This is a genomic window from Erythrobacter sp. S158 (assembly GCF_057364915.1).
This window is the reverse complement of the sequence record NZ_CP200279.1, coordinates 2925770-2943915: the sequence shown is the minus strand read 5'-3', so window position 1 is coordinate 2943915 and position 18146 is coordinate 2925770. Positions and strand designations below refer to the sequence as shown.

18 protein-coding genes are annotated in these 18146 nt (G+C 58.6%); 6 read left to right on the top strand and 12 right to left on the bottom strand.

All coding sequences use genetic code 11. The annotated features are described in order from the left end of the window. Positions 1-3: 3 nt before the first annotated feature. From AC0V6T_RS14445 to AC0V6T_RS14405, 9 genes are all read right to left on the bottom strand, one after another. Positions 4-2784, bottom strand: a complete 2781-nt coding sequence (locus AC0V6T_RS14445) for an MSCRAMM family protein (protein ID WP_486127990.1) — start codon at positions 2782-2784, stop codon at positions 4-6. A gap of 30 nt (positions 2785-2814) precedes the next feature. After that, entirely contained in the window at positions 2815-3651 is an 837-nt protein-coding gene (locus AC0V6T_RS14440; RefSeq protein WP_486127988.1) for a fimbrial biogenesis chaperone, read from the bottom strand. Between the two features lie 206 nt (positions 3652-3857). Beyond that, positions 3858-4397, bottom strand: coding sequence for a DUF4402 domain-containing protein (locus AC0V6T_RS14435; protein WP_486127986.1), 540 nt, complete (start codon positions 4395-4397; stop codon positions 3858-3860). 244 nt (positions 4398-4641) lie between these two features. Then, positions 4642-5628 (bottom strand): ParB/RepB/Spo0J family partition protein, encoded by a 987-nt coding sequence (locus tag AC0V6T_RS14430; RefSeq protein WP_486127984.1) that lies wholly within the window; start codon positions 5626-5628, stop codon positions 4642-4644. Beyond that, on the bottom strand, positions 5625-6401 hold the full coding sequence (locus tag AC0V6T_RS14425) for a ParA family protein (RefSeq protein WP_040465028.1): 777 nt from the start codon (positions 6399-6401) through the stop codon (positions 5625-5627). Before AC0V6T_RS14425 ends, AC0V6T_RS14430 begins: the two co-directional genes overlap by 4 nt. 62 nt (positions 6402-6463) lie before the next feature. Further along, a complete protein-coding gene (gene rsmG, locus AC0V6T_RS14420) occupies positions 6464-7105 on the bottom strand; it encodes a 16S rRNA (guanine(527)-N(7))-methyltransferase RsmG (RefSeq protein WP_486127981.1) in 642 nt (213 codons plus the stop codon). Then, positions 7102-8955, bottom strand: coding sequence for a tRNA uridine-5-carboxymethylaminomethyl(34) synthesis enzyme MnmG (mnmG, locus tag AC0V6T_RS14415; protein ID WP_486127979.1), 1854 nt, complete (start codon positions 8953-8955; stop codon positions 7102-7104). Before mnmG ends, rsmG begins: the two co-directional genes overlap by 4 nt. Before the next feature lie 62 nt (positions 8956-9017). Further along, entirely contained in the window at positions 9018-10304 is a 1287-nt protein-coding gene (mnmE, locus tag AC0V6T_RS14410) for a tRNA uridine-5-carboxymethylaminomethyl(34) synthesis GTPase MnmE (RefSeq protein WP_486127977.1), read from the bottom strand. 24 nt (positions 10305-10328) lie between these two features. Beyond that, positions 10329-10598, bottom strand: a complete 270-nt coding sequence (locus AC0V6T_RS14405) for a DUF6489 family protein (protein WP_007165723.1) — start codon at positions 10596-10598, stop codon at positions 10329-10331. A 138-nt stretch (positions 10599-10736) separates the two neighbouring features. Between AC0V6T_RS14405 and AC0V6T_RS14400 the strand changes: the two genes are divergently transcribed. Further along, positions 10737-11435 (top strand): dienelactone hydrolase family protein, encoded by a 699-nt coding sequence (locus AC0V6T_RS14400; protein WP_486127975.1) that lies wholly within the window; start codon positions 10737-10739, stop codon positions 11433-11435. Next, on the top strand, positions 11432-11836 hold the full coding sequence (locus AC0V6T_RS14395; protein ID WP_486127973.1) for a nuclear transport factor 2 family protein: 405 nt from the start codon (positions 11432-11434) through the stop codon (positions 11834-11836). Before AC0V6T_RS14400 ends, AC0V6T_RS14395 begins: the two co-directional genes overlap by 4 nt. 43 nt (positions 11837-11879) lie before the next feature. Here AC0V6T_RS14395 and rho read toward each other — a convergent pair whose 3' ends face one another. From rho to hemE, 3 genes are all read right to left on the bottom strand, one after another. Further along, a complete protein-coding gene (rho, locus tag AC0V6T_RS14390; RefSeq protein WP_007165726.1) occupies positions 11880-13145 on the bottom strand; it encodes a transcription termination factor Rho in 1266 nt (421 codons plus the stop codon). Between the two features lie 245 nt (positions 13146-13390). Next, entirely contained in the window at positions 13391-13846 is a 456-nt protein-coding gene (locus tag AC0V6T_RS14385) for a CopD family protein (protein ID WP_486127971.1), read from the bottom strand. Between the two features lie 2 nt (positions 13847-13848). After that, entirely contained in the window at positions 13849-14877 is a 1029-nt protein-coding gene (gene hemE / locus AC0V6T_RS14380) for a uroporphyrinogen decarboxylase (protein WP_486127969.1), read from the bottom strand. A gap of 330 nt (positions 14878-15207) precedes the next feature. On the opposite strand from hemE, the gene AC0V6T_RS14375 reads away from it, so the two are divergent. Genes AC0V6T_RS14375 through coaE form a run of 4 tightly spaced genes read left to right on the top strand, consistent with a single transcriptional unit; the run spans position 15208 to position 18111 of the window. Continuing rightward, complete coding sequence (locus AC0V6T_RS14375; protein WP_486127967.1) at positions 15208-16053, top strand: pyruvate, water dikinase regulatory protein; 846 nt, start codon at positions 15208-15210, stop codon at positions 16051-16053. Beyond that, positions 16050-16646, top strand: a complete 597-nt coding sequence (locus AC0V6T_RS14370) for a Maf family protein (RefSeq protein ID WP_486127965.1) — start codon at positions 16050-16052, stop codon at positions 16644-16646. The genes AC0V6T_RS14375 and AC0V6T_RS14370 overlap by 4 nt, the downstream gene beginning before the upstream one ends. Then, positions 16643-17506, top strand: coding sequence for a shikimate dehydrogenase (gene aroE, locus AC0V6T_RS14365; RefSeq protein WP_486127963.1), 864 nt, complete (start codon positions 16643-16645; stop codon positions 17504-17506). Before AC0V6T_RS14370 ends, aroE begins: the two co-directional genes overlap by 4 nt. Further along, positions 17503-18111, top strand: a complete 609-nt coding sequence (gene coaE / locus AC0V6T_RS14360; RefSeq protein WP_486127961.1) for a dephospho-CoA kinase — start codon at positions 17503-17505, stop codon at positions 18109-18111. Before aroE ends, coaE begins: the two co-directional genes overlap by 4 nt. The last annotated feature ends 35 nt before the right edge of the window (positions 18112-18146 follow it).

The window sequence follows — 18146 nt, the reverse complement described above, 5'->3', positions numbered from 1 at the left end:
TAGTTATTCAGGCTTTACCGCCGCGATGACCGGGCCAGTTTCGGGTGCTTGGTTGTCCCTGTCCTCAGGGACGAGACTTACGGTTCCGTAGCGAACCACGTCTTCGTCGCGATTAAGGGTAAATTGCGAGCGGCCGTCGTTGAGGTTCACCTCACGGCGCACGCCGAGCGTCCTTGCCGTCTCTTCATCCACTCGCAGGCGGTACTGGCCATAGGGCACGCGCTGGAACAGGAAGAACCCGTCAAATTCGCTGATTGCTTGCGCGATAACCGCTCCGCGATTGTCGACGAGCTCCAGCCGGACACCAGGCTGCTCAACACCTGACGAACTGCGAATGGTTCCTTCGACCTCACCCGTGGGTGATACAGCGAGCTCGATCTGCGCGACCACTCCGGGGCGCGGGGTCAGAACGATACCCATTTCCGATGGCGCAAGGAACGGATCGTCCAGAGAGGACGTGTCGATGCCTACCAGCACAGGACGAAATGGCCGGAGGTCATCGACAATCGCGCGGCCATTTTCGCCGGTAATCGCGTCCGTGCTGCGCAAACCGGCTTCGACCATCACATCAGGCAGAACTTCTTCGCCCTCATCGCGGCGCGCATTGCCGTTATCGTCCCTGAAGACGGTCACGGCCGCCTGGCCGCTGCGAGCCAACTTGCTGCCCGTAACCCGAACACCGCCAGAGACCGGATCAGGGCCCAGGCTGAAAGCGAGTTGGACAGAAGCTCCGACACCGCCACGTGACGTAACGAAGGCGTCACCGCGAAGCGAGAACTTCTCGAAGTTGTGCGTGTAGCCACCGGTCAGGCGGAATTCGTCGACCCGGGCCGTATAGTCGATCTGTCCCTGCAGATCGGCGTCCTCCCCGATATCCATGTCGGCGCGCACGGTGACACTCTCGAGGCCCTGCTCGCGGCCACCGGTAAGGAACGTGGCGTTGCCGCGCACACGGAAATCCTTGAAGCGCGCATTTGCAAGCAACCTCACCCGTGTCTCGTTCCGAGCTGGCGTAAGATCGCCTTCGGTTCGCTGCTGGTGGCTCAGTTGCGCGGATACAGCGAAGCGTCCCGCCGTGAGCGAGGTGGTCATTAGGAATTCGTTAACCCTTGAGCCGTCCTTCAGCGCCGAATGGCTCACCTCCGCCTGCACGGGCAGCACGACCTTGCCCATCGCCAGCGAGGTCGAGAAATTGAATCCGCCGCGATAGTCGAGCTCACCCTCGGTGAATTCGCTCGTGAAGTCGCCAAATGCCACTAACGCATTCGCTCCGAAGTTGAAATTGCTTCCTATTCGGCCAAGCGCGTTGGTTTCGAGGGCCGAACCGGCCCCGAATTCGTGTGCAGCGGCGATTTCTAGCTGCATGGCGCCAAATGTGCGCGCAACGGCGCCCTCCGCAAACCTGCGGCGCGCGCCATCTACGACTAGGCTTTGAACGCCGAGCGCGGCGCTGGTTCGTTCATCGAGGCCGCGCTCGACCCCCATGCCCCAGCGCCAGGCCTGCGGGCCGTCACGAATGCCTGTGCCGAGGTCAATCAGGTCCCGGTTAGTCTGGAGTATTCCAGCCCAGTAATAAGTCTCACCCGGCTCGATCTGATTGAAGCCCACTGGAACCGATGTTCGGTCGCGGCGGATCTGTCCCTGAGGGCCGTAAAGCACGACCTCCAAATCGTTTCGGCCAAAGAACAGCTCGACTTCGATAAATTCGTAGCGCCCGTCACCGCGATCGTCCTGGAAGGCGATCAATTGGCCGTTGCGATAAAGTTCTGCATCCCATCCTGCCGGCAGTGTGCCGCGCAAGGTGGTCGCAGAGAACCGGGATACCTGACCCAATGGACGGTTGCTGATGAAAGCACCCCGCCCGACGGCGGTTTGCCCCGTCAAACGCCCGGGGAGCGTTTCTACGTCACCTGCAGCGACCTGTGTAGCTCCGAGGGGACCCAAAAGACCGCCATCCGGGTCGTTGCGGTACGCGCGTAGGCGGACAGCCTGCGGGCTCAACTGATCATCGGTCGCGACGCGGGCAAAGTAGCTCGCACCCAGCGCCTCACCGGCAGCATAAAACTCTACACGGCCCTCGGCTCCATTGCGGCCACCCTCGCCCGCGCGAAAACCCGCCTGCGCGACGACATCAACCGACGGTGTGCGCCAAGGTCGATACTCCATTTCCGCGCTGGGATACTGCGACAAATCAAAAGTTGCGGGTCGAGAACGAAGTCGCGCCGCGCGACTTCTGCGCTCGATCGCCTGCATGAAGGGAAGATCTTCGTCAGTTTCCAGTCTGACGATCGCGTTGAAGAGATCGGGACGGAATTCGATGCCAAACCAACGAGACAGGGCATTTGTGTCAACGCACCACCCTTCTGGGGTGTCATAAATGTCAGAAGACACCGGCGCAGCGCCTGTGTTCACGTTTTGTACTATACCGGAGTCTCGATCAAGCGTGAATTTCTGGTCCTCCGCGAACAACCAGCCAGTTGCGCGGCGCGACTCTTTGTCAATGCGAATGGGAAGATCGAGCGACTGAATGACATCGGCAAGATCAAGGCATACACCCCGATCGGTTTGATAGCCGCGCACGTCATAATTTAGCTTGAAGTTCTTGATGACGAGCTGAAGGAAGAGGAAATCGTCATCGGTGGCCTGCCAACCCGCCGAACCTGCAGTGGACTGCAAGGTTTCTGGCTGTTCCTGCGCGGACGCAGGTGCTGCACCCGAAAACGCACCAAGCGCCACCGCGAAAGTCGCGGCGGCGCTCAGGGTTCTTTGGCGCAGCGAGATCATGACTAGCTATCCAGGCTCGTTCGCGAGGCCCTAGCCGATGAAGCTATCGATCGCCGCAATCAGCCCGCCGCCGGCATTTGGCATCTCTCGATACTCGATGCGCAGCTGGCCGCGAAAACTGGCTGCCTGCTCCGGCGTGAGGCGAACTCGAACTTCACGCTCGTTGACCTCGGGATAAACAGCCAGGCCGCGCAAATTGAGAAGCGGCTCCTCCAGTCCTGGCTTGGTCACTTGAAGGACACCGTAGGTCGAGCTGTCGCCGGCGCGATTGATTGTCAGTGCGAGTTCCGGACCATCGGGCCCATCGACAAGCGTCGGCTGAGACAGCGCAACTTGTGCCTCCACCCGGCCGTGCCGCACGATAATTGGAATAGTGACACCGTAGATCGGGATGAGTTGGATCGAAACGCCTTCACCGGGCTGCGCCTCTTCGGCTACCGCGCGCGTGCGCGGGATCGCCTTGAACGACATGTGCACCCGGTATTCCCCATCGGGAAGATCCGCCCCGGGGCGCGCCGCGAGACGCACGGCCTGCGGCTGGCCCGGCGGAAGCGTGATACGGCGGGGCGCATACCGGATCATGCCCAATGCCGCCTCTTCTGCCGAGTTTGCGTCGGTTTTCTCAACCGGCTCGAGTCGGCCATTGTCGAGCATCCGGCGAAGCTCAAGTCCGATGCGGTACGTCGCTTCTTCTGTGCCGATATTGCTCAGGATAACTTCGGTTCCGCGTGAGCCATCAAGAATGACGCGAGTTGGGGCGACAAGAAGGTCGCCTTGCGCCTGGCTAGGCGTAGCCAAGGCGAGCGTCGAGAAGGCAGCCATCGCCGCGCTGCCCTGCGCCAATTTCCGAAGTGTTTTGAATGACATTTCTTATTGACTCCCTGATGCAGGGACGAGTGCGCAAAGCACACGGACCCGCGTATTTTCACGGATCTTGGTAAGCGATCAGGGTTAAGAAGGCTTAAACTCACGCTAACTGGGCCCTTCGTGAAAATAGCAGAGCCGCGCTCTCGGGGGAGAGCGCGGCTCGAACCGATATCACTGGCCGCGCCCTGAAGCGCAGCCCGTGAGGATTACGAGTATTCGACCGAAACGTCGAACGAACCCGAGAAAACGCCTGCGGCTTCAGTGCCGTCGAGGCTGATGGTGCCACCAACGTCGAAAGTCGCGTTGCCGGTGCCGTCGAGGCCTACTTCCGGGCCGCTTGCACCGTTTTCGCTCGATGTGAACGTTCCGAGCTCGATCGTGTGCTCCGCAGCGGTTGCGAGCGTGTAATCGGGGTGACGCAGTTCAACACCCGCACCCGGGAGGCTGATCGTCACGGCCTTGTTTGCGGTGCCCTCTACCGAGAAAGCTGCAACGCTGGTCGTGCCCGAGCAAACGATGTCAGCTGCGGTGCAATCCACCGAACCGTCGCTTTCGATGGTAACCGTGCCGGCACCGGTCACAACCATGGTGCCAAAGTCGAGTGCTGCGTCGTTATTGAGGATCAGTGCGTCAAGCACTTCTGCGGTGGCGTCTGCGGTTGCAGTGTCTGCGTGAGCCGCTGTGCCCATGCCCAGAGCAGCGAACATGGCGATGCCGGCTGCGCCGAAACGAATGGTCTTGGTCATTTTAAGTCCTTCCAAGCGTGGTCTATTCCCGATGCACGCATGTTCGATAAGCAACCCGAATCGCTTGAGCCGAATCATGCCTGCCGAACGGGTTGGTCACCCCGCTCGCCTCACTTAGGTAGGATTACCCAGTTCCTCTTTCGTTTTCGGAAAAGGTTAATGGCCGCGTAAGATTTGCGGCGCGAGTGCCAAAAATGCCTGATTTTCCGGGCTTTCCGGACGGCTTACCGGTTGGAAAAACCCATTAAATATCGCCGCCAGTGAGGCGCTGACAAAGCATGTCGAGCTGGTCGAGCGAGCCATACTTGATCGTGATTGCGCCAGATTTGGGGTCTTCATCAGCCTTGATCCGTACGGCGAGGCCCAGAAACTCCTCGAGATGGCGCTGGACCGCGACGATGTCGGCATTCTCATGCTCTGCCTTCGGATGCGCCTTTGCGCTGGCTGCCCCGGCCTTAACGCCCTTGGAGACTTTGCGAACAAGCTTCTCGATCTCGCGCACCGACAAATTGTCATTGACCGCTTTGGCGGCGAGGTTTGCCGCGTCTTCCTGACCGATGAGCGCACGCGCATGGCCCATAGAAAGACGACCATTCTCGACGAGATCCAGAACATCCTCTGGCAAACCGAGAAGCCTTTGAAGGTTGGCAACATGGCTGCGCGATTTCTCGACCATCTTGGCGATCTCAGCCTGGGTCATCCCCTCGTCCCCGCTAAGCCTCTGATATGCCCGCGCTTCTTCGACCGGATTGAGATCTTCGCGCTGCAGATTCTCGATCAGGGCCAGCGCCATCACTTCGCGCTCGGTCAATTCTCTGACAAGTGCTGGAATCTCGTGCAGGCGAGCCTTTTGCGCAGCGCGCCAACGCCGTTCGCCCGCAACGAGCTGATATCGTCCTGCCCCGTGTGGGCGGACAATAATCGGCTGAATTACGCCCCGCGTCGAGATGGAGGCGGCAAGCTCGTCAAGGGCAGCCTCATCAAAGTGCTTGCGAGGATTACCCGGGAGAGGCTCAATCTTGGCGATCGGCAGCACTTTCAGCGGGGAAGCGGCAACAGCTTCCTCCGATCCCTTCTGAAAGGCCGCAACTTCCGAATCGCTTCGAACCAGAGGTTCCTCTCGCTTGGTTTCACCCAAAAGGGCCCCCAGCCCTTTGCCGAGTTTCTTCTTGCGATCGGCGGGGCTGCGTTGCGGGACGGAGAAACGAATGGGGTCTGATGGCTTGCTCATGCAGCCTTCCTTTCAGGAGGGAATCGCCCGATCAACTCTCGCGCAAGCGCAATGTAAGCGCGGCTGCCGGCACAGGAATGGTCGTAAACAAGCGCGGGCAGCCCGTGGCTGGGAGCCTCGGAAAGCCGCACGTTGCGAGGAATGACGGTTTCGAAGACCAATCCACCGAGGCAATCGCGAACATCTTCTGAAACTTGATCGGTGAGACGGTTCCGACGGTCGTACATCGTCAAGACAACCCCGATGATATCGAGCGTTGGGTTGAACCGCTGCTGCACCTGCTCAACGGTCTTGAGAAGCTGACTAAGTCCCTCAAGGGCAAAGAATTCACACTGCAGAGGCACCATCAATGTGTCAGCGGCACACAGAGCATTAAGGGTCAAAAGTCCAAGGGAGGGCGGGCAGTCGATGAAACACACTTCATGACCACCATGGTTGCTCAGAGCGGTACGCAACCGCGCAGTCCGCTCTTCGACGGAGACAAGCTCAACCTCCGCACCGCTCAGATCGACGGTGGCAGGAACGATATCGAGGCCGGGAATGCTTGTCGGGACAATCGAATCGACCAATGGCACTTCGTCTACCAAGAGATCATAGCTGGAAATGTCGCGTGCATCCGCACCAACACCCAGACCAGTCGATGCGTTGCCTTGGGGGTCGAGATCGATCAGCAGCGTGCGCCATCCTGTCGCTGCCATTGCCGTCGCCATATTGATTGCGGTTGTGGTCTTGCCCACCCCGCCCTTCTGGTTCGCAATTGCAATCGTTAGCATAGGGCGCTTCCCAATTTGCCCGCTCAGACGGGCGGTTTCATCAAACTCGGCATATTCGGAGCTCATTTGCTCACGATGATACCCGCCTCATCATCGGTCAACGAGTGTTTCACGTGAAACATCTTCCGAATCGCAGGTTTAGCCTGAGACAATTCGTGCTCTGCGGAGCGGCCTTTGGGCAAGAGGTAGCGTGTTCGCTTTGTGGAGAAGGGTGCGGATAACGCGATGAGTTTCTCCAACGGCGCAAATGCGCGTGCCGAAATGACCCAACTTTCGAATGGACTAACGCGCTCAAGGCGCTGGCCCTCGATCCTGCAATTTTCGAGCCCCAGCTGAGTGACGCAATTCTCCAGAAACTCCACGCGCCGACCACGGGACTCGACGAGAATGACGTCGATTGTAGGGCAAAGGATCGCGATAACGAGGCCGGGAAGCCCAGGCCCGGTGCCAAGATCCAGCCATGGGCCTGGTGCACCATCCCCATATGTTTCACGTGGAACATGCTCCAATAGCTGCACACTGTCAGCAATATGGCGCTGCCAAAGCTGTTCTTCGCTGGGTTTGCTGATCAGGTTTTGTCGTTGGTTTTCAGCGAGAAGCAGGCCTGCATATTCGTGAAGCCGCCCAACGGCGCGGTCGTCAGCCCAACTTTCCACATAAGCGCGAGCGTCCGCTTCGCCCGCTATCTTTCGACGCTCGCTCACGCTGCACGTTGCCAGCGACGGGCGTGGACCAAGAGTGCCGACAGTGCCGCAGGAGTCACGCCAGGCACCCTCCCCGCAGCTGCCAAAGTTGTTGGTGCAGCAGATGACAGACGTTCAACCATCTCATTCGATAGGCCCGGCACTTCGCCATAGGGGAAATCGCTCGCCAGAGGGAGCTCTTCGCTTGCCCGCAAATCGCGTAACTCCAATTCTTGCCGCGCGAGATAAGGTGCGTATGCGGCATCCTCAGCCATTTCCTCGAGGATCTGCCGATCCTCCAAGATCGCATCAGGAAGCCATGGCCGAAGAGTATCGATCGTCACCCCGTCGTGGCGTAACCATTCTTCGATCGTCTTTTCTCCCCCATCGCGTCGAACGTTCAGACCTGCATCTGCAAGTTCGCGAGCATGAATCGGCAAGGAAAAAGCCTCAATCACGGTCGTTTGCGAAGACTGTCGCTCCGAGAACCACTTTGCTCGATCGTCACCGATGCAACCAGCTTCAAGGCCGAGCCCCGTCAAGCGCGAAGATGCGTTGTTGGCGCGCAGCCGCAAACGATACTCAGCTCGAGAGGTAAGCATTCGATACGGCTCACTCACGCCCTGCAAAGTGAGATCATCAATCATCACCGCGATGTACGAATTGGCCCTGTCGAGCGCGGGCGCCATCGTCCCAAGCGCCGAAGCCGCAGCCTCAAGACCCGCCACAAGGCCCTGAGCAGCCGCTTCTTCATAGCCAGTTGTGCCGTTGATTTGCCCAGCACAGTATAGGCCCGGGATTGCATGAAGCTGAAGATCGGGGGTGAGCGCGCGGGGATCGATGTGATCGTACTCTACCGCGTAACCCGGCACAGCCATTTCTACGGACGCCAAGCCAGGCATTGCCCGAAGCATCGCCTGCTGCACATCAACCGGCAGCGAGGTGCTAATTCCATTCGGATACACCAGATGGGTCCCCAACCCTTCTGGCTCGAGGAACACCTGGTGGCCGTCACGATCGCCAAATCGATGGATCTTATCCTCGATTGACGGGCAATATCGCGGTCCAGCGGCATCGATTGCTCCGGAAAACAGCGGTGACCGGTCGAGATTGTCGCGGATGATGTCGTGCGCGACCTGCGTCGTGCGGGTGATCGCGCAGAAAACCTGAGGGTTTTGTCGCTCTTTCGTCAGGGACGACATGGTCCAACTCTCGTCATCCGAGGGTTGTTCTTCGAGCTGTGACCAATCGATTGTGCGTCCGTCCAACCGCGGGGGCGTGCCGGTCTTGAGCCTAGCCATGGGTAGGTTGGCACTGCGCAATTGCGATGCCAACCGCCTGGCCGCGTTCTCACCTATTCGGCCGCCCTCGAAACGCTCTTCGCCGCGAAAGAGCACGCCGCCAAGGAATGTTCCCGTGCAAAGGATCACTCGCGGTGCCTGGAGCAAGGTGCCATCGGCCAGTTCGAGGCCTGCGACAGCGCCGCCCTTTATCGACAAGGCGGCCGCCTCACCTTCCACAAGCGTCAAATTCTGTTGTTGTCTGACGATCTGTTGAACCGCTGCCCTAAATAGGACCCGGTCAGCTTGGACGCGAGGTCCCCAAACCGCGCTTCCTTTAGAGCGGTTGAGCATCCGATAGTGGATGGCCCCCGCGTCTGCGGCTACCCCTATAACGCCGTCGAGGGCGTCCACCTCACGAACGAGGTGCCCCTTACCAAGGCCGCCAATGGCAGGGTTGCAGCTCATGGCCCCAACCGCTTCGAGGTCAAAACTGACGAGCCCCGTGCGCGCGCCCATTCGCGCTGCGGCGCAGGCCGCTTCGACACCGGCGTGCCCGCCGCCAATCACCAAGACATCAAATTCATGCATGCGGGGGCAAATAGGACTTCGCCCCTCAATCGTCAAAGCTGTTTCACGTGAAACACCGCCGCTCATTTGCCGATACAAAACCGACCAAACAAAGCATCGAGCATGTCTTCAGTGGTTGCCCGTCCAACCAGTCTGTCGAACGCGACCCGAGCGCGACGAAGCTCCTCTCCGATCAAAAGCAGATCAGACTGGGTGCGAGCCGATTCCAAGGCATCAAACGCCTCACGCAATCGCGCATGGTGGCGAGCATTCAGCGCAGCCTCGCCGGGCCGCGGGAGCGAAGATCGCGCGGCTTGCACGAGATCAAATTTCAACTCCTCAATGCCCTGCCCTGAAATTGCCGAACAATTGTGGCGGGCGGAGCGCTTGCCTACATGGTCTTGTGCATCTGCGCGCGCGCCGATTTCCCAAGCGCCTTCCGGACCCTGGCCCTCTACCCCTAGCCAAAGTATAAGATCGGCTCGAGCGAGCTCGTCATGTGCGCGCTCGATACCGATCACCTCAATTTCCTCATCGCTGTCATCACGAAGTCCAGCCGTGTCGACAAAGGTGAACGGCACACCACCAATCGCAACACTGCGCTCAATGACATCGCGTGTAGTACCCGCAATCGGTGATGTAATAGCGGCTTCACTCTCAATTAAGGCATTGAATAGGGTTGATTTTCCTGCATTTGGCGGTCCAGCAAGGACAACCCTGAACCCTTCTTTGAGCTTTTCTGACTTCGGTCTCTCAAGCCACTCACCTAGTCCCAGCGACAGCTCTTCAATGTTCCACGTGAAACCTTCCGGAAGATCGGACACATCGTCCTCATCCGAAAAATCGAGCGCGGCTTCGACTTGAGCGGATAAACGCAGGACTTGCTCGCGCCACTCGTTGATCTTGGACGACAAGGCGCCGCTTACGTTAGCAACTGCGGCTGCGCGCTGAAGCTCGGTCTCTGCCTCCAGCAGGTCGGCAAGTCCCTCTGCCTCCGCGAGATCGATTCTTCCGTTGGCAAAGGCTCGCCGCGTGAACTCGCCCTCCTCGGCGGGGCGCAATCCATCGATCTCCCCCAGCGCCTTTGTAACAGCCCGGAGCACCGCTCGACCGCCGTGGCAGTGAAGCTCTGCCAAATCTTCACCGGTTGCTGTCGCAGGCCCCTCGAACCAGAGCACCAGCGCTTGGTCGAGAGTATCACCGTTTGCATCGCGCAAGACAGCCAGGCTGGCTCTGCGCGGCGTGAAGCTGCGGCCCGCCAGCTGACGCAATGCCAAACCTGCTGACGGACCGCAAATCCGGATCACCCCAATGGCTGCTGGCGGCGATCCACTGGACACCGCAAAAATTGTCGAACTTTCGCTGCTCATTCCAGCGTCATACCTGTGGGCAAATCAGTCTCCGGCGCTATCCCGTGACTTCTTCCCTCCGCCCCCGGCTGCACGCATGCCGCCTTCGACGAAACTCTGAAACATCTTGAGCCCCACCTGCCCCATAGGAGCCAGAGCTTGGGCGTATTCCTGCATCTGCGCAGGATTGCTCACCCCTTGCATCGCTTTCTTGATGTTGTCGACGTAGATCGTGTTGGCCTCACTCACGTCTGGAAGCCCCATGAAGCTTCGCGCTTCCTCAGGTGTGCAATCGATCTCGATATTGACCTTCATGGGCTTGTCCTCTCATCCAGCGGCACGGGTTCAACCCTTTGGTATATTCAGCAGATAAATGCGTTTGGCCAGTCCCAACACAGTAGCTAGGCCTTGATCCACGCTGAAAGCATCATGATTCGAGAGGATAACCAAGCAATGTCAGACACAGTTTCGATCTCGACCCTGGACAAGAGCCAAAGCTTCAATGCCTACGTGGCGAGGCCCGAGGGAACACCACGGGCAGCAATCGTCGTCATTCAGGAGATCTTCGGCGTAAACACCGGCATCCGCCAGAAATGCGACAAGCTGGCCAACGAAGGCTATCTCGCGATCGCGCCAGACCTTTTCTGGCGCCTTGCGCCTGGAATCGAGCTAGACCCGGACGTTGAACCTGAATTTCAGGAGGCTCTGGGTCACATGAACAATTTCGACCAGGACGCAGGCATCAAAGACATTCAGGCGACAATCAACCATGTGCGCCAGGCAGAAGCTGTGCCCAAGGTCGGCTGCGTTGGATACTGTCTGGGCGGTCGGCTCGCATTCATGACAGCCGCACGCACGGACGTCGATGCTTCTGTCGGGTATTACGGTGTTGGGATCGATGGATTGCTTGGCGAAAAAGAAGCGATCGCAGAGCCTCTGATGCTTCATATTCCGACCGAGGACGGATTCGTCGATAAGGAAACACAAGCCGCGATGCATGAAGGCCTGGACAACCATCCCAAGGCAACGCTGCACGACTATCAAGGTCTCGACCACGGATTTGCAACCGAGATAGGCAAGCGCCGCGACGAGGAAGCCGCAAATCTCGCCGACAGTCGGACGTCCGCATTCTTCAAGGCGCATCTGGCATGAGCAGCGCGGCAAAAGGCCTCGCGAATTGGCACGCGGTCATCGGGGGAGGCAGCAAGCGTGACGCCCTTGCCCAAATCATCCGAGAGGATGCCGTCTTCCACTCGCCCGTGGTCCACACACCGCAAGAAGGTCGTGCAATCGTCGTCGCCTATCTCGCTGCCGCCGGCCAGACCCTTGGTAACGACACCTTCCGTTATCTGCGCGAAGTCGCTGACGGCGATACCGCCGTTCTGGAGTTTGCGTGTGAGATGGAGGGTATCAAGGTCAACGGGATCGACATGATCACTTTCGACGAGGTAGGTATGATCAAGGATTTCAAGGTAATGGTCAGACCACTCAAGGCCGTGAACAAGGTCTGGGAGATGATGGGACGCCAGCTCGAAAAAGCAAAGGCGGGCTAACCCTTTCGGATCGCCCGCCCTCGCCTGATCTCAGAACCGTAGATTACTGGTTCATCGTATCGAAGAAGTCTTCGTTGGTCTTGGAATCCTTCATCTTGTCGAGGAGGAATTCCATCGCGTCGACGGTGCCCATCTGCATGAGGATACGGCGGAGCACCCACATCTTCGAAAGCTTGTCCTTCTCGACCAGCAACTCTTCCTTGCGGGTGCCGGATTTACCGACATCGAGCGCCGGGAAAATGCGCTTGTCCGAAACCTTGCGGTCGAGGACGATTTCCGAGTTACCGGTGCCCTTGAACTCTTCGAAGATAACCTCGTCCATTCGGCTGCCAGTGTCGATCAGCGCGGTTGCAATGATTGAGAGCGAACCGCCCTCCTCGATATTTCGTGCAGCACCGAAGAAGCGCTTGGGACGCTGAAGTGCGTTGGCATCGACACCGCCGGTCAGCACCTTGCCCGAGCTCGGAACAACGGTGTTGTACGCGCGGCCCAGACGAGTGATCGAATCGAGCAGGATCACCACGTCATGCTTGTGCTCGACCAGCCGCTTGGCCTTTTCGATAACCATTTCAGCAACTTGAACGTGACGATTGGCCGGTTCGTCAAAGGTCGAGGAGATAACCTCACCCTTCACGCTGCGTTGCATGTCGGTGACTTCCTCAGGCCGCTCGTCGACGAGCAGAACCAAGAGGAAGACTTCAGGGTGGTTGTCAGTGATCGCCTTCGCGATATTCTGAAGCAGAACCGTCTTACCGGTGCGCGGCGGCGCGACGATCAGCGCACGCTGTCCCTTGCCCTGCGGCGAGATGATATCGATCACGCGCGCGCTTTTATCCTTTACGGTCGGATCCACAGTGTCGAGATTGAGCTTCTGGTCCGGATAGAGCGGGGTCAGGTTATCGAAGTTGGTGCGCATGCGAACGGCGGCAGGATCTTCGAAGTTGACCTTTGCAAGGCTGGTGAGCGCGAAATAGCGCTCGCCTTCCCTGGGCGCGCGAATCTCGCCCTCTACCGTATCACCGGTGCGCAGACCCCATTTGCGGATCTGGTTAGGCGAAACGTAAATGTCGTCGGGACCGGCGAGGTAGTTTGCTTCTGGCGAGCGCAGGAAGCCAAAGCCATCCTGCAACACCTCGATGGTGCCGATGCCCATGATTTTTTCTTCGTATTCTTCATCCTCGGCCAGTTCGCGAAGGATGCTGAAGAGCAGGTCCTGCCGGCGCATGGTCGAAGCACCTTCGACGCCGAGCTCCTCAGCCATCGCCACCAGATCGGCCGGTGTGCGTTCTTTCAAGTCTTTGAGATGCATTGGTTTTCTAATCCGTAATGTAGGGGTGGCCGGCGGGTCGAAGCCTCTTTGGACGAGGCCCCCTCAAACCTGAGCTGAGCAAGTTGTTTCATCTCTTGCGTCCAACGGTGAGGGTATGGGCTTGGTGAAAGCAGACCTGGCCGCGCTTTGGATGCGCTGCCTATACCGGTGGTGGGCTCGCACAAAATAAGATTCGTGCGAGGGAAGGTCAATCGTTCAATTGATCAATGCGGCGATCGAAGCTGTTAGAACGGTCTTACGTAAACCAGTACAACGATCAGAACGAGAAGCAGGCCTGGAATTTCACCGATTATGCGCAAACGCTTTTCGGTCAAAGGACGCTCGCCACGCGCCATCTTCTTGGTCTGAGCGACCAGCCACCCATGGTAGCCGGAGAGAACAAGCACGAGGGTAATCTTGGCGTGTAGCCAGCCGTTTTGACCCAGCGTGCCCGATGAAATGAAAAGACCGTACATGAGATAGAGCCCGAGCAGCCAAACGACGATCAGGCTCGGCGTCAGGATCACTCTGCGCAGCAATCCCATGCGATGCGCCCACTTCGCCTCGTCAGCCGAACCAGGCTCGGTGTCCAGGATGTAGATGCATTGACGCGGCAACATGAAAAGCCCGGCAAGCCAGAACACCATGAATATCACGTGTCCTGCCTTCACCCAGGGGTAAATCGTCGGAAAAATGTCCATGATTACGCCCCTTCCCCGCCGCGAACGGCTGCAAGCAGCTGCTCGACATGTTCGATCGGCGTGAACTGGCCAATGCCATGCCCAAGGTTGAAGACATGCGGGCGATCTTCGAAGGCTTCAAGGATCGTGCGAACCCTCACAGCCAACGCCGGTCCGCCTGCCTCGATCAGCAGCGGATCGAAGTTACCCTGAACCGGCATGCCGTCCGGCAACACCTCATGAGCCCAAACCGGATCGAGCGTTTCGTCCAAGCCTATTGCATCAACGCCTGTTTCGCGCGCGTAACCGGGCAATTTCGCGCCAGCGCCTTTCGGAAAGCCAATGACCGGGGTGTCAGGATGCGATCGCTTGATCGCATCGGTAATCTTCGCATTGGGAGCGACAACCCAACGTTCGAACTCATCAGGGGCTAGGCTTCCCGCCCAGCTGTCGAACAATTGAACGGCCTCGGCACCGGCATCGATCTGACCGCGCAGATATTCGACCGACACCTCGGCGATGCGATCACAGATTTCCTGCATCAGTCCCGGATCGCGATATGCGAGCAAGCGCGCTGGGCCCTGATCCTTGGAGCCTTCGCCTGCAATCATGTATGTTGCGACCGTCCAGGGCGACCCCGCAAAGCCCAGCATCGTGACAGTATCGGCAATCTGCGCGCGAGTTTGGCGCACCGTTTCATATACCGGCTCAAAGCGCTCGAATTGCGGCTCGAACGAACCCATCGTCGTTTCGAGCAAAGTTGGGCTTAGTTTTGGGCCCTCTCCGGCAAGAAACTCCAGTCCCTGCCCCATTGCATGCGGCACGATCAGGATATCGGAGAACAGGATCGCGCCGTCGAACCCGAACCGCCTGATTGGTTGAACCGTAATCTCGGCCGCTGCCTCGCTGTCATACACGAGCTCAAGAAACCCGCCCTTTTCGGCACGAAGTTCACGATATTCAGGGAGATAGCGACCAGCCTGACGCATGAGCCAGACAGGGGCGATCTTCTGGCGGTTACCCTTAAGGGTTTCGAGCAAAGGTCCAGGCATGCGTCTCTCTAATCAAATAAAATGTAATTATAAAAGGGATGAAGGAGTTTGTTGGCCCTGTGGATACTGGGAATTACCGGGCCCTGCCTGATTTCTCCCGCGCTGAGAAGCATCTTGTGCGTTTCGCGACTCTGCAGTCAGATTGAGTCAAGAGCGAACTATCCCCACTGTTCGCAGGCTGTCGACATCATCTATCCCGTGTCGAGAAGTCGCCCTGCGAAATTTCGAATTGTGGGCACATTTTCCTCTCCCATGCTTGTCGACACTTCTCTCCCTTAGTTTATGCCACCCACTTTCCACAGGTCGCAATCGCGGCTAGCGAATCATCCGATGAACCGCCTGAACCTGCACCTTGTATCGGATTCAACCGGTGAGACGCTGGAGATGATCGCGAAGGCGGCGCTTGCGCAATTCGACGATCCGCAGGTGAGCCGCCATTTCTGGCCGATGGTGCGTTCACGCCAGCATCTAGACCGGATCGTGCCTGATCTCGCCGCCAATCCGGGTTTGGTGCTTTTCACGCTCGTCAATCCGGAGACTCGCGCGCGATTGGAAGAGCATTGCCGGCATCTTGGCCTTCCGGCTGTCCCAGTTCTCGATCAAGTGACCGCTGCGCTTGAGGCACAATTGGGTCAGGAGGCACACGGCCGGCCTGGGCGTCAGCACATGATGGACGCTGACTATTTCAAGCGCGTCGAGGCGATTCAGTACACGATTGCTCACGATGATGGCGTCGGGCATGAAGATTGGGAGGATGCCGATATCGTCCTTGCTGGGGTGTCGCGCAGCTCGAAGACTCCCACCAGCATCTATCTGGCTAATCGTGGCTATAAGGTCGCGAACATTCCACTGGTGGTGGAAAGCCCGCCTCCCAAGACGCTCTTCGGGCTGAGGCATCCGCTTGTCGTTGGCCTCACCACTGCGCCCGAACGTCTCGTCCAGATCCGCCGCAATCGCCTGCTGTCGCTAAATGAGGGAACCGAGACTTCTTATGTTGACGGTGAGAAGGTCAAAACAGAGCTCCAGTTTGCGCGGCGTATGTTCGCGGACAATGGCTGGCCGGTGATCGACGTAACGCGCCGCTCAATTGAAGAGAGCGCGGCTGCGATCATCCGGCTTGTACAAGAGCGTGAGCGAAAGGACCGGCAGGTCGACGGGGTTGCGAAGCCAATATGAATTCGCCTGAACTGATCCTCGCATCGAAATCCGCGTCGCGCCGCTCGATGCTCGATGCAGCAGGGGTGGAGTATCGCGCCCTGCCCGCTGAATTGGATGAACGCGCCATCGAAGCGGGCCTTCAGGATGCAACACCGCCAGAGATCGCCGAAGCCTTGAGCGTTGCCAAGGCCGCTGCACTGACTGCGGAACACCCTGACGCGCTAGTGCTCGGAAGCGACTCCCTTGTCGTGGTCGATGGCAAACGCTTCGATAAGCCAACCTCGCGCGAAAACGCCGCAGAACACCTTCGCTTCTTCTCCGGCAAGACGCTCGAGTTGCACAGTGCGGCAGCACTTGTGCGCGGCGATACATGCGAATGGAGCCATGCAGATTGTGCACGGCTATCTGTGCGCGTTCTTTCCGATGAATTCATCGAGCACTACCTGGCGCAGGAATGGCCTGAAGTGGGCTTTACGGTCGGCTGTTTCCGGATCGAGGCAATGGGCGTGCAACTGTTCGGATCCATCGAAGGCGATCAATTCACTGTCCTTGGAATGCCATTGCTGGCGGTTCTGGAGGCATTGCGTGACCAAGGCGTGTTGCTGTCGTGACAAGCCCACCTCCCCTGGCGCAGGTCATTGGAGATCCGATTGCGCAGTCTAAATCGCCGATTATCCATCGGTTCTGGTTGGAGAAGCTCAGCCTTTCCGGTGATTACACTGCGGCGCATGTCAGCACAGAGCATCTTGCCGATTATCTCGGCACATCTCGCACGAAATCCGGCTGGGTCGGCTGCAATGTCACTATGCCGCATAAACAAGACATAATTCCTCTTCTCGATGCTGTGAGCCCGCTTGCCAAGAGGCTCGGGGCGGTGAACACGGTCGTTCGGAGCGACGATGGGTTGCTCACCGGGTATAACACCGATGCTCGCGGCTTTCTCGAACCGCTTCGCCAAGAACTCGCGAACAACCACCTGTTTCGCATGGCAAGGATCTTGGGCACCGGAGGTGCAGCGCGGGCGATTATTGCCGCTCTTGCCGACCAGGGCTTCACACTCGTCGTGGCCGGGCGTGATCCGGCGAAAGCGCGGACATTGCTCGATGAGCTCGCACCAGAAGGCGAGCATCACGCTATCCACTTATCGCACTTTGCAGATCCGACCGACTTTGCTTTCGACGACCGCGAAGGATGCATGGACCTGATCGTAAACGCATCGCCTCTCGGAATGAGGGGCAACGAGTCTCTCAGTTTCGATCTCAGTCATGCTCCTCCGCGCTCGATTGTCTACGACATCGTGACAAGCCCGGTCGAAACGCGGCTCCTGACAGAGGCCGAGGCCGCCGGGTTTCGCACGATTGGCGGCCTGGCGATGCTCATTGGTCAGGCGGCAATCGCGTTTGAGAAGTTCTACGGTACCCCTCCGCCACGCGCTCACGACGCCGAGCTCATGAAGCGGCTCTCGCAATGAAACGACCGGTAATCATTGGACTCACCGGCTCCATCGGCATGGGAAAATCGACTGTCGCCGCGATGTTCGAGGAGGCAGGCGTACCGGTTTTCGACGCCGATGCTGCGGTTCGTGCCATGCAAGGCCCAGATGGAGAGCTTCTACCCGCAATCGAGGCGGCATTTCCCGGCTTAACCGGCCCCGGAGGCGTCGATCGCGAGGCACTCGGAAAGCTTGTGTTCGGTGACAAGGACAAGCTTGCAGAACTCGAGGCGATTGTTCACCCGGCAGTCGGGCGCAAACGCGCGACTTTCCTTGAAGAGAATGCACAAGCGCCTCTCATTCTTTTTGACATACCCCTCCTGTTTGAAGGCGGAGGCAACAAGGCCGTCGATGTGGTCGTTGTCGTATCGGCGCCTGCGGAAGTGCAGCGCGACCGAGTGCTCGCAAGGCCTGGCATGACGATCGAGAAGTTCGAGCATATCCTAGGACTTCAGACCCCTGATGCCGATAAGCGAGCCGGGGCCGATTATGTGATCGACACTGGCACCGCACTCGAGGAAACCAAATCTCAAGTGCACGCGCTCATCAAGCAATTGCGCAGGGAAGCTGGCGCGGCAGATTGAGCCGCACCCTCCCCTCTTGCCATGCCGCCCGCTTG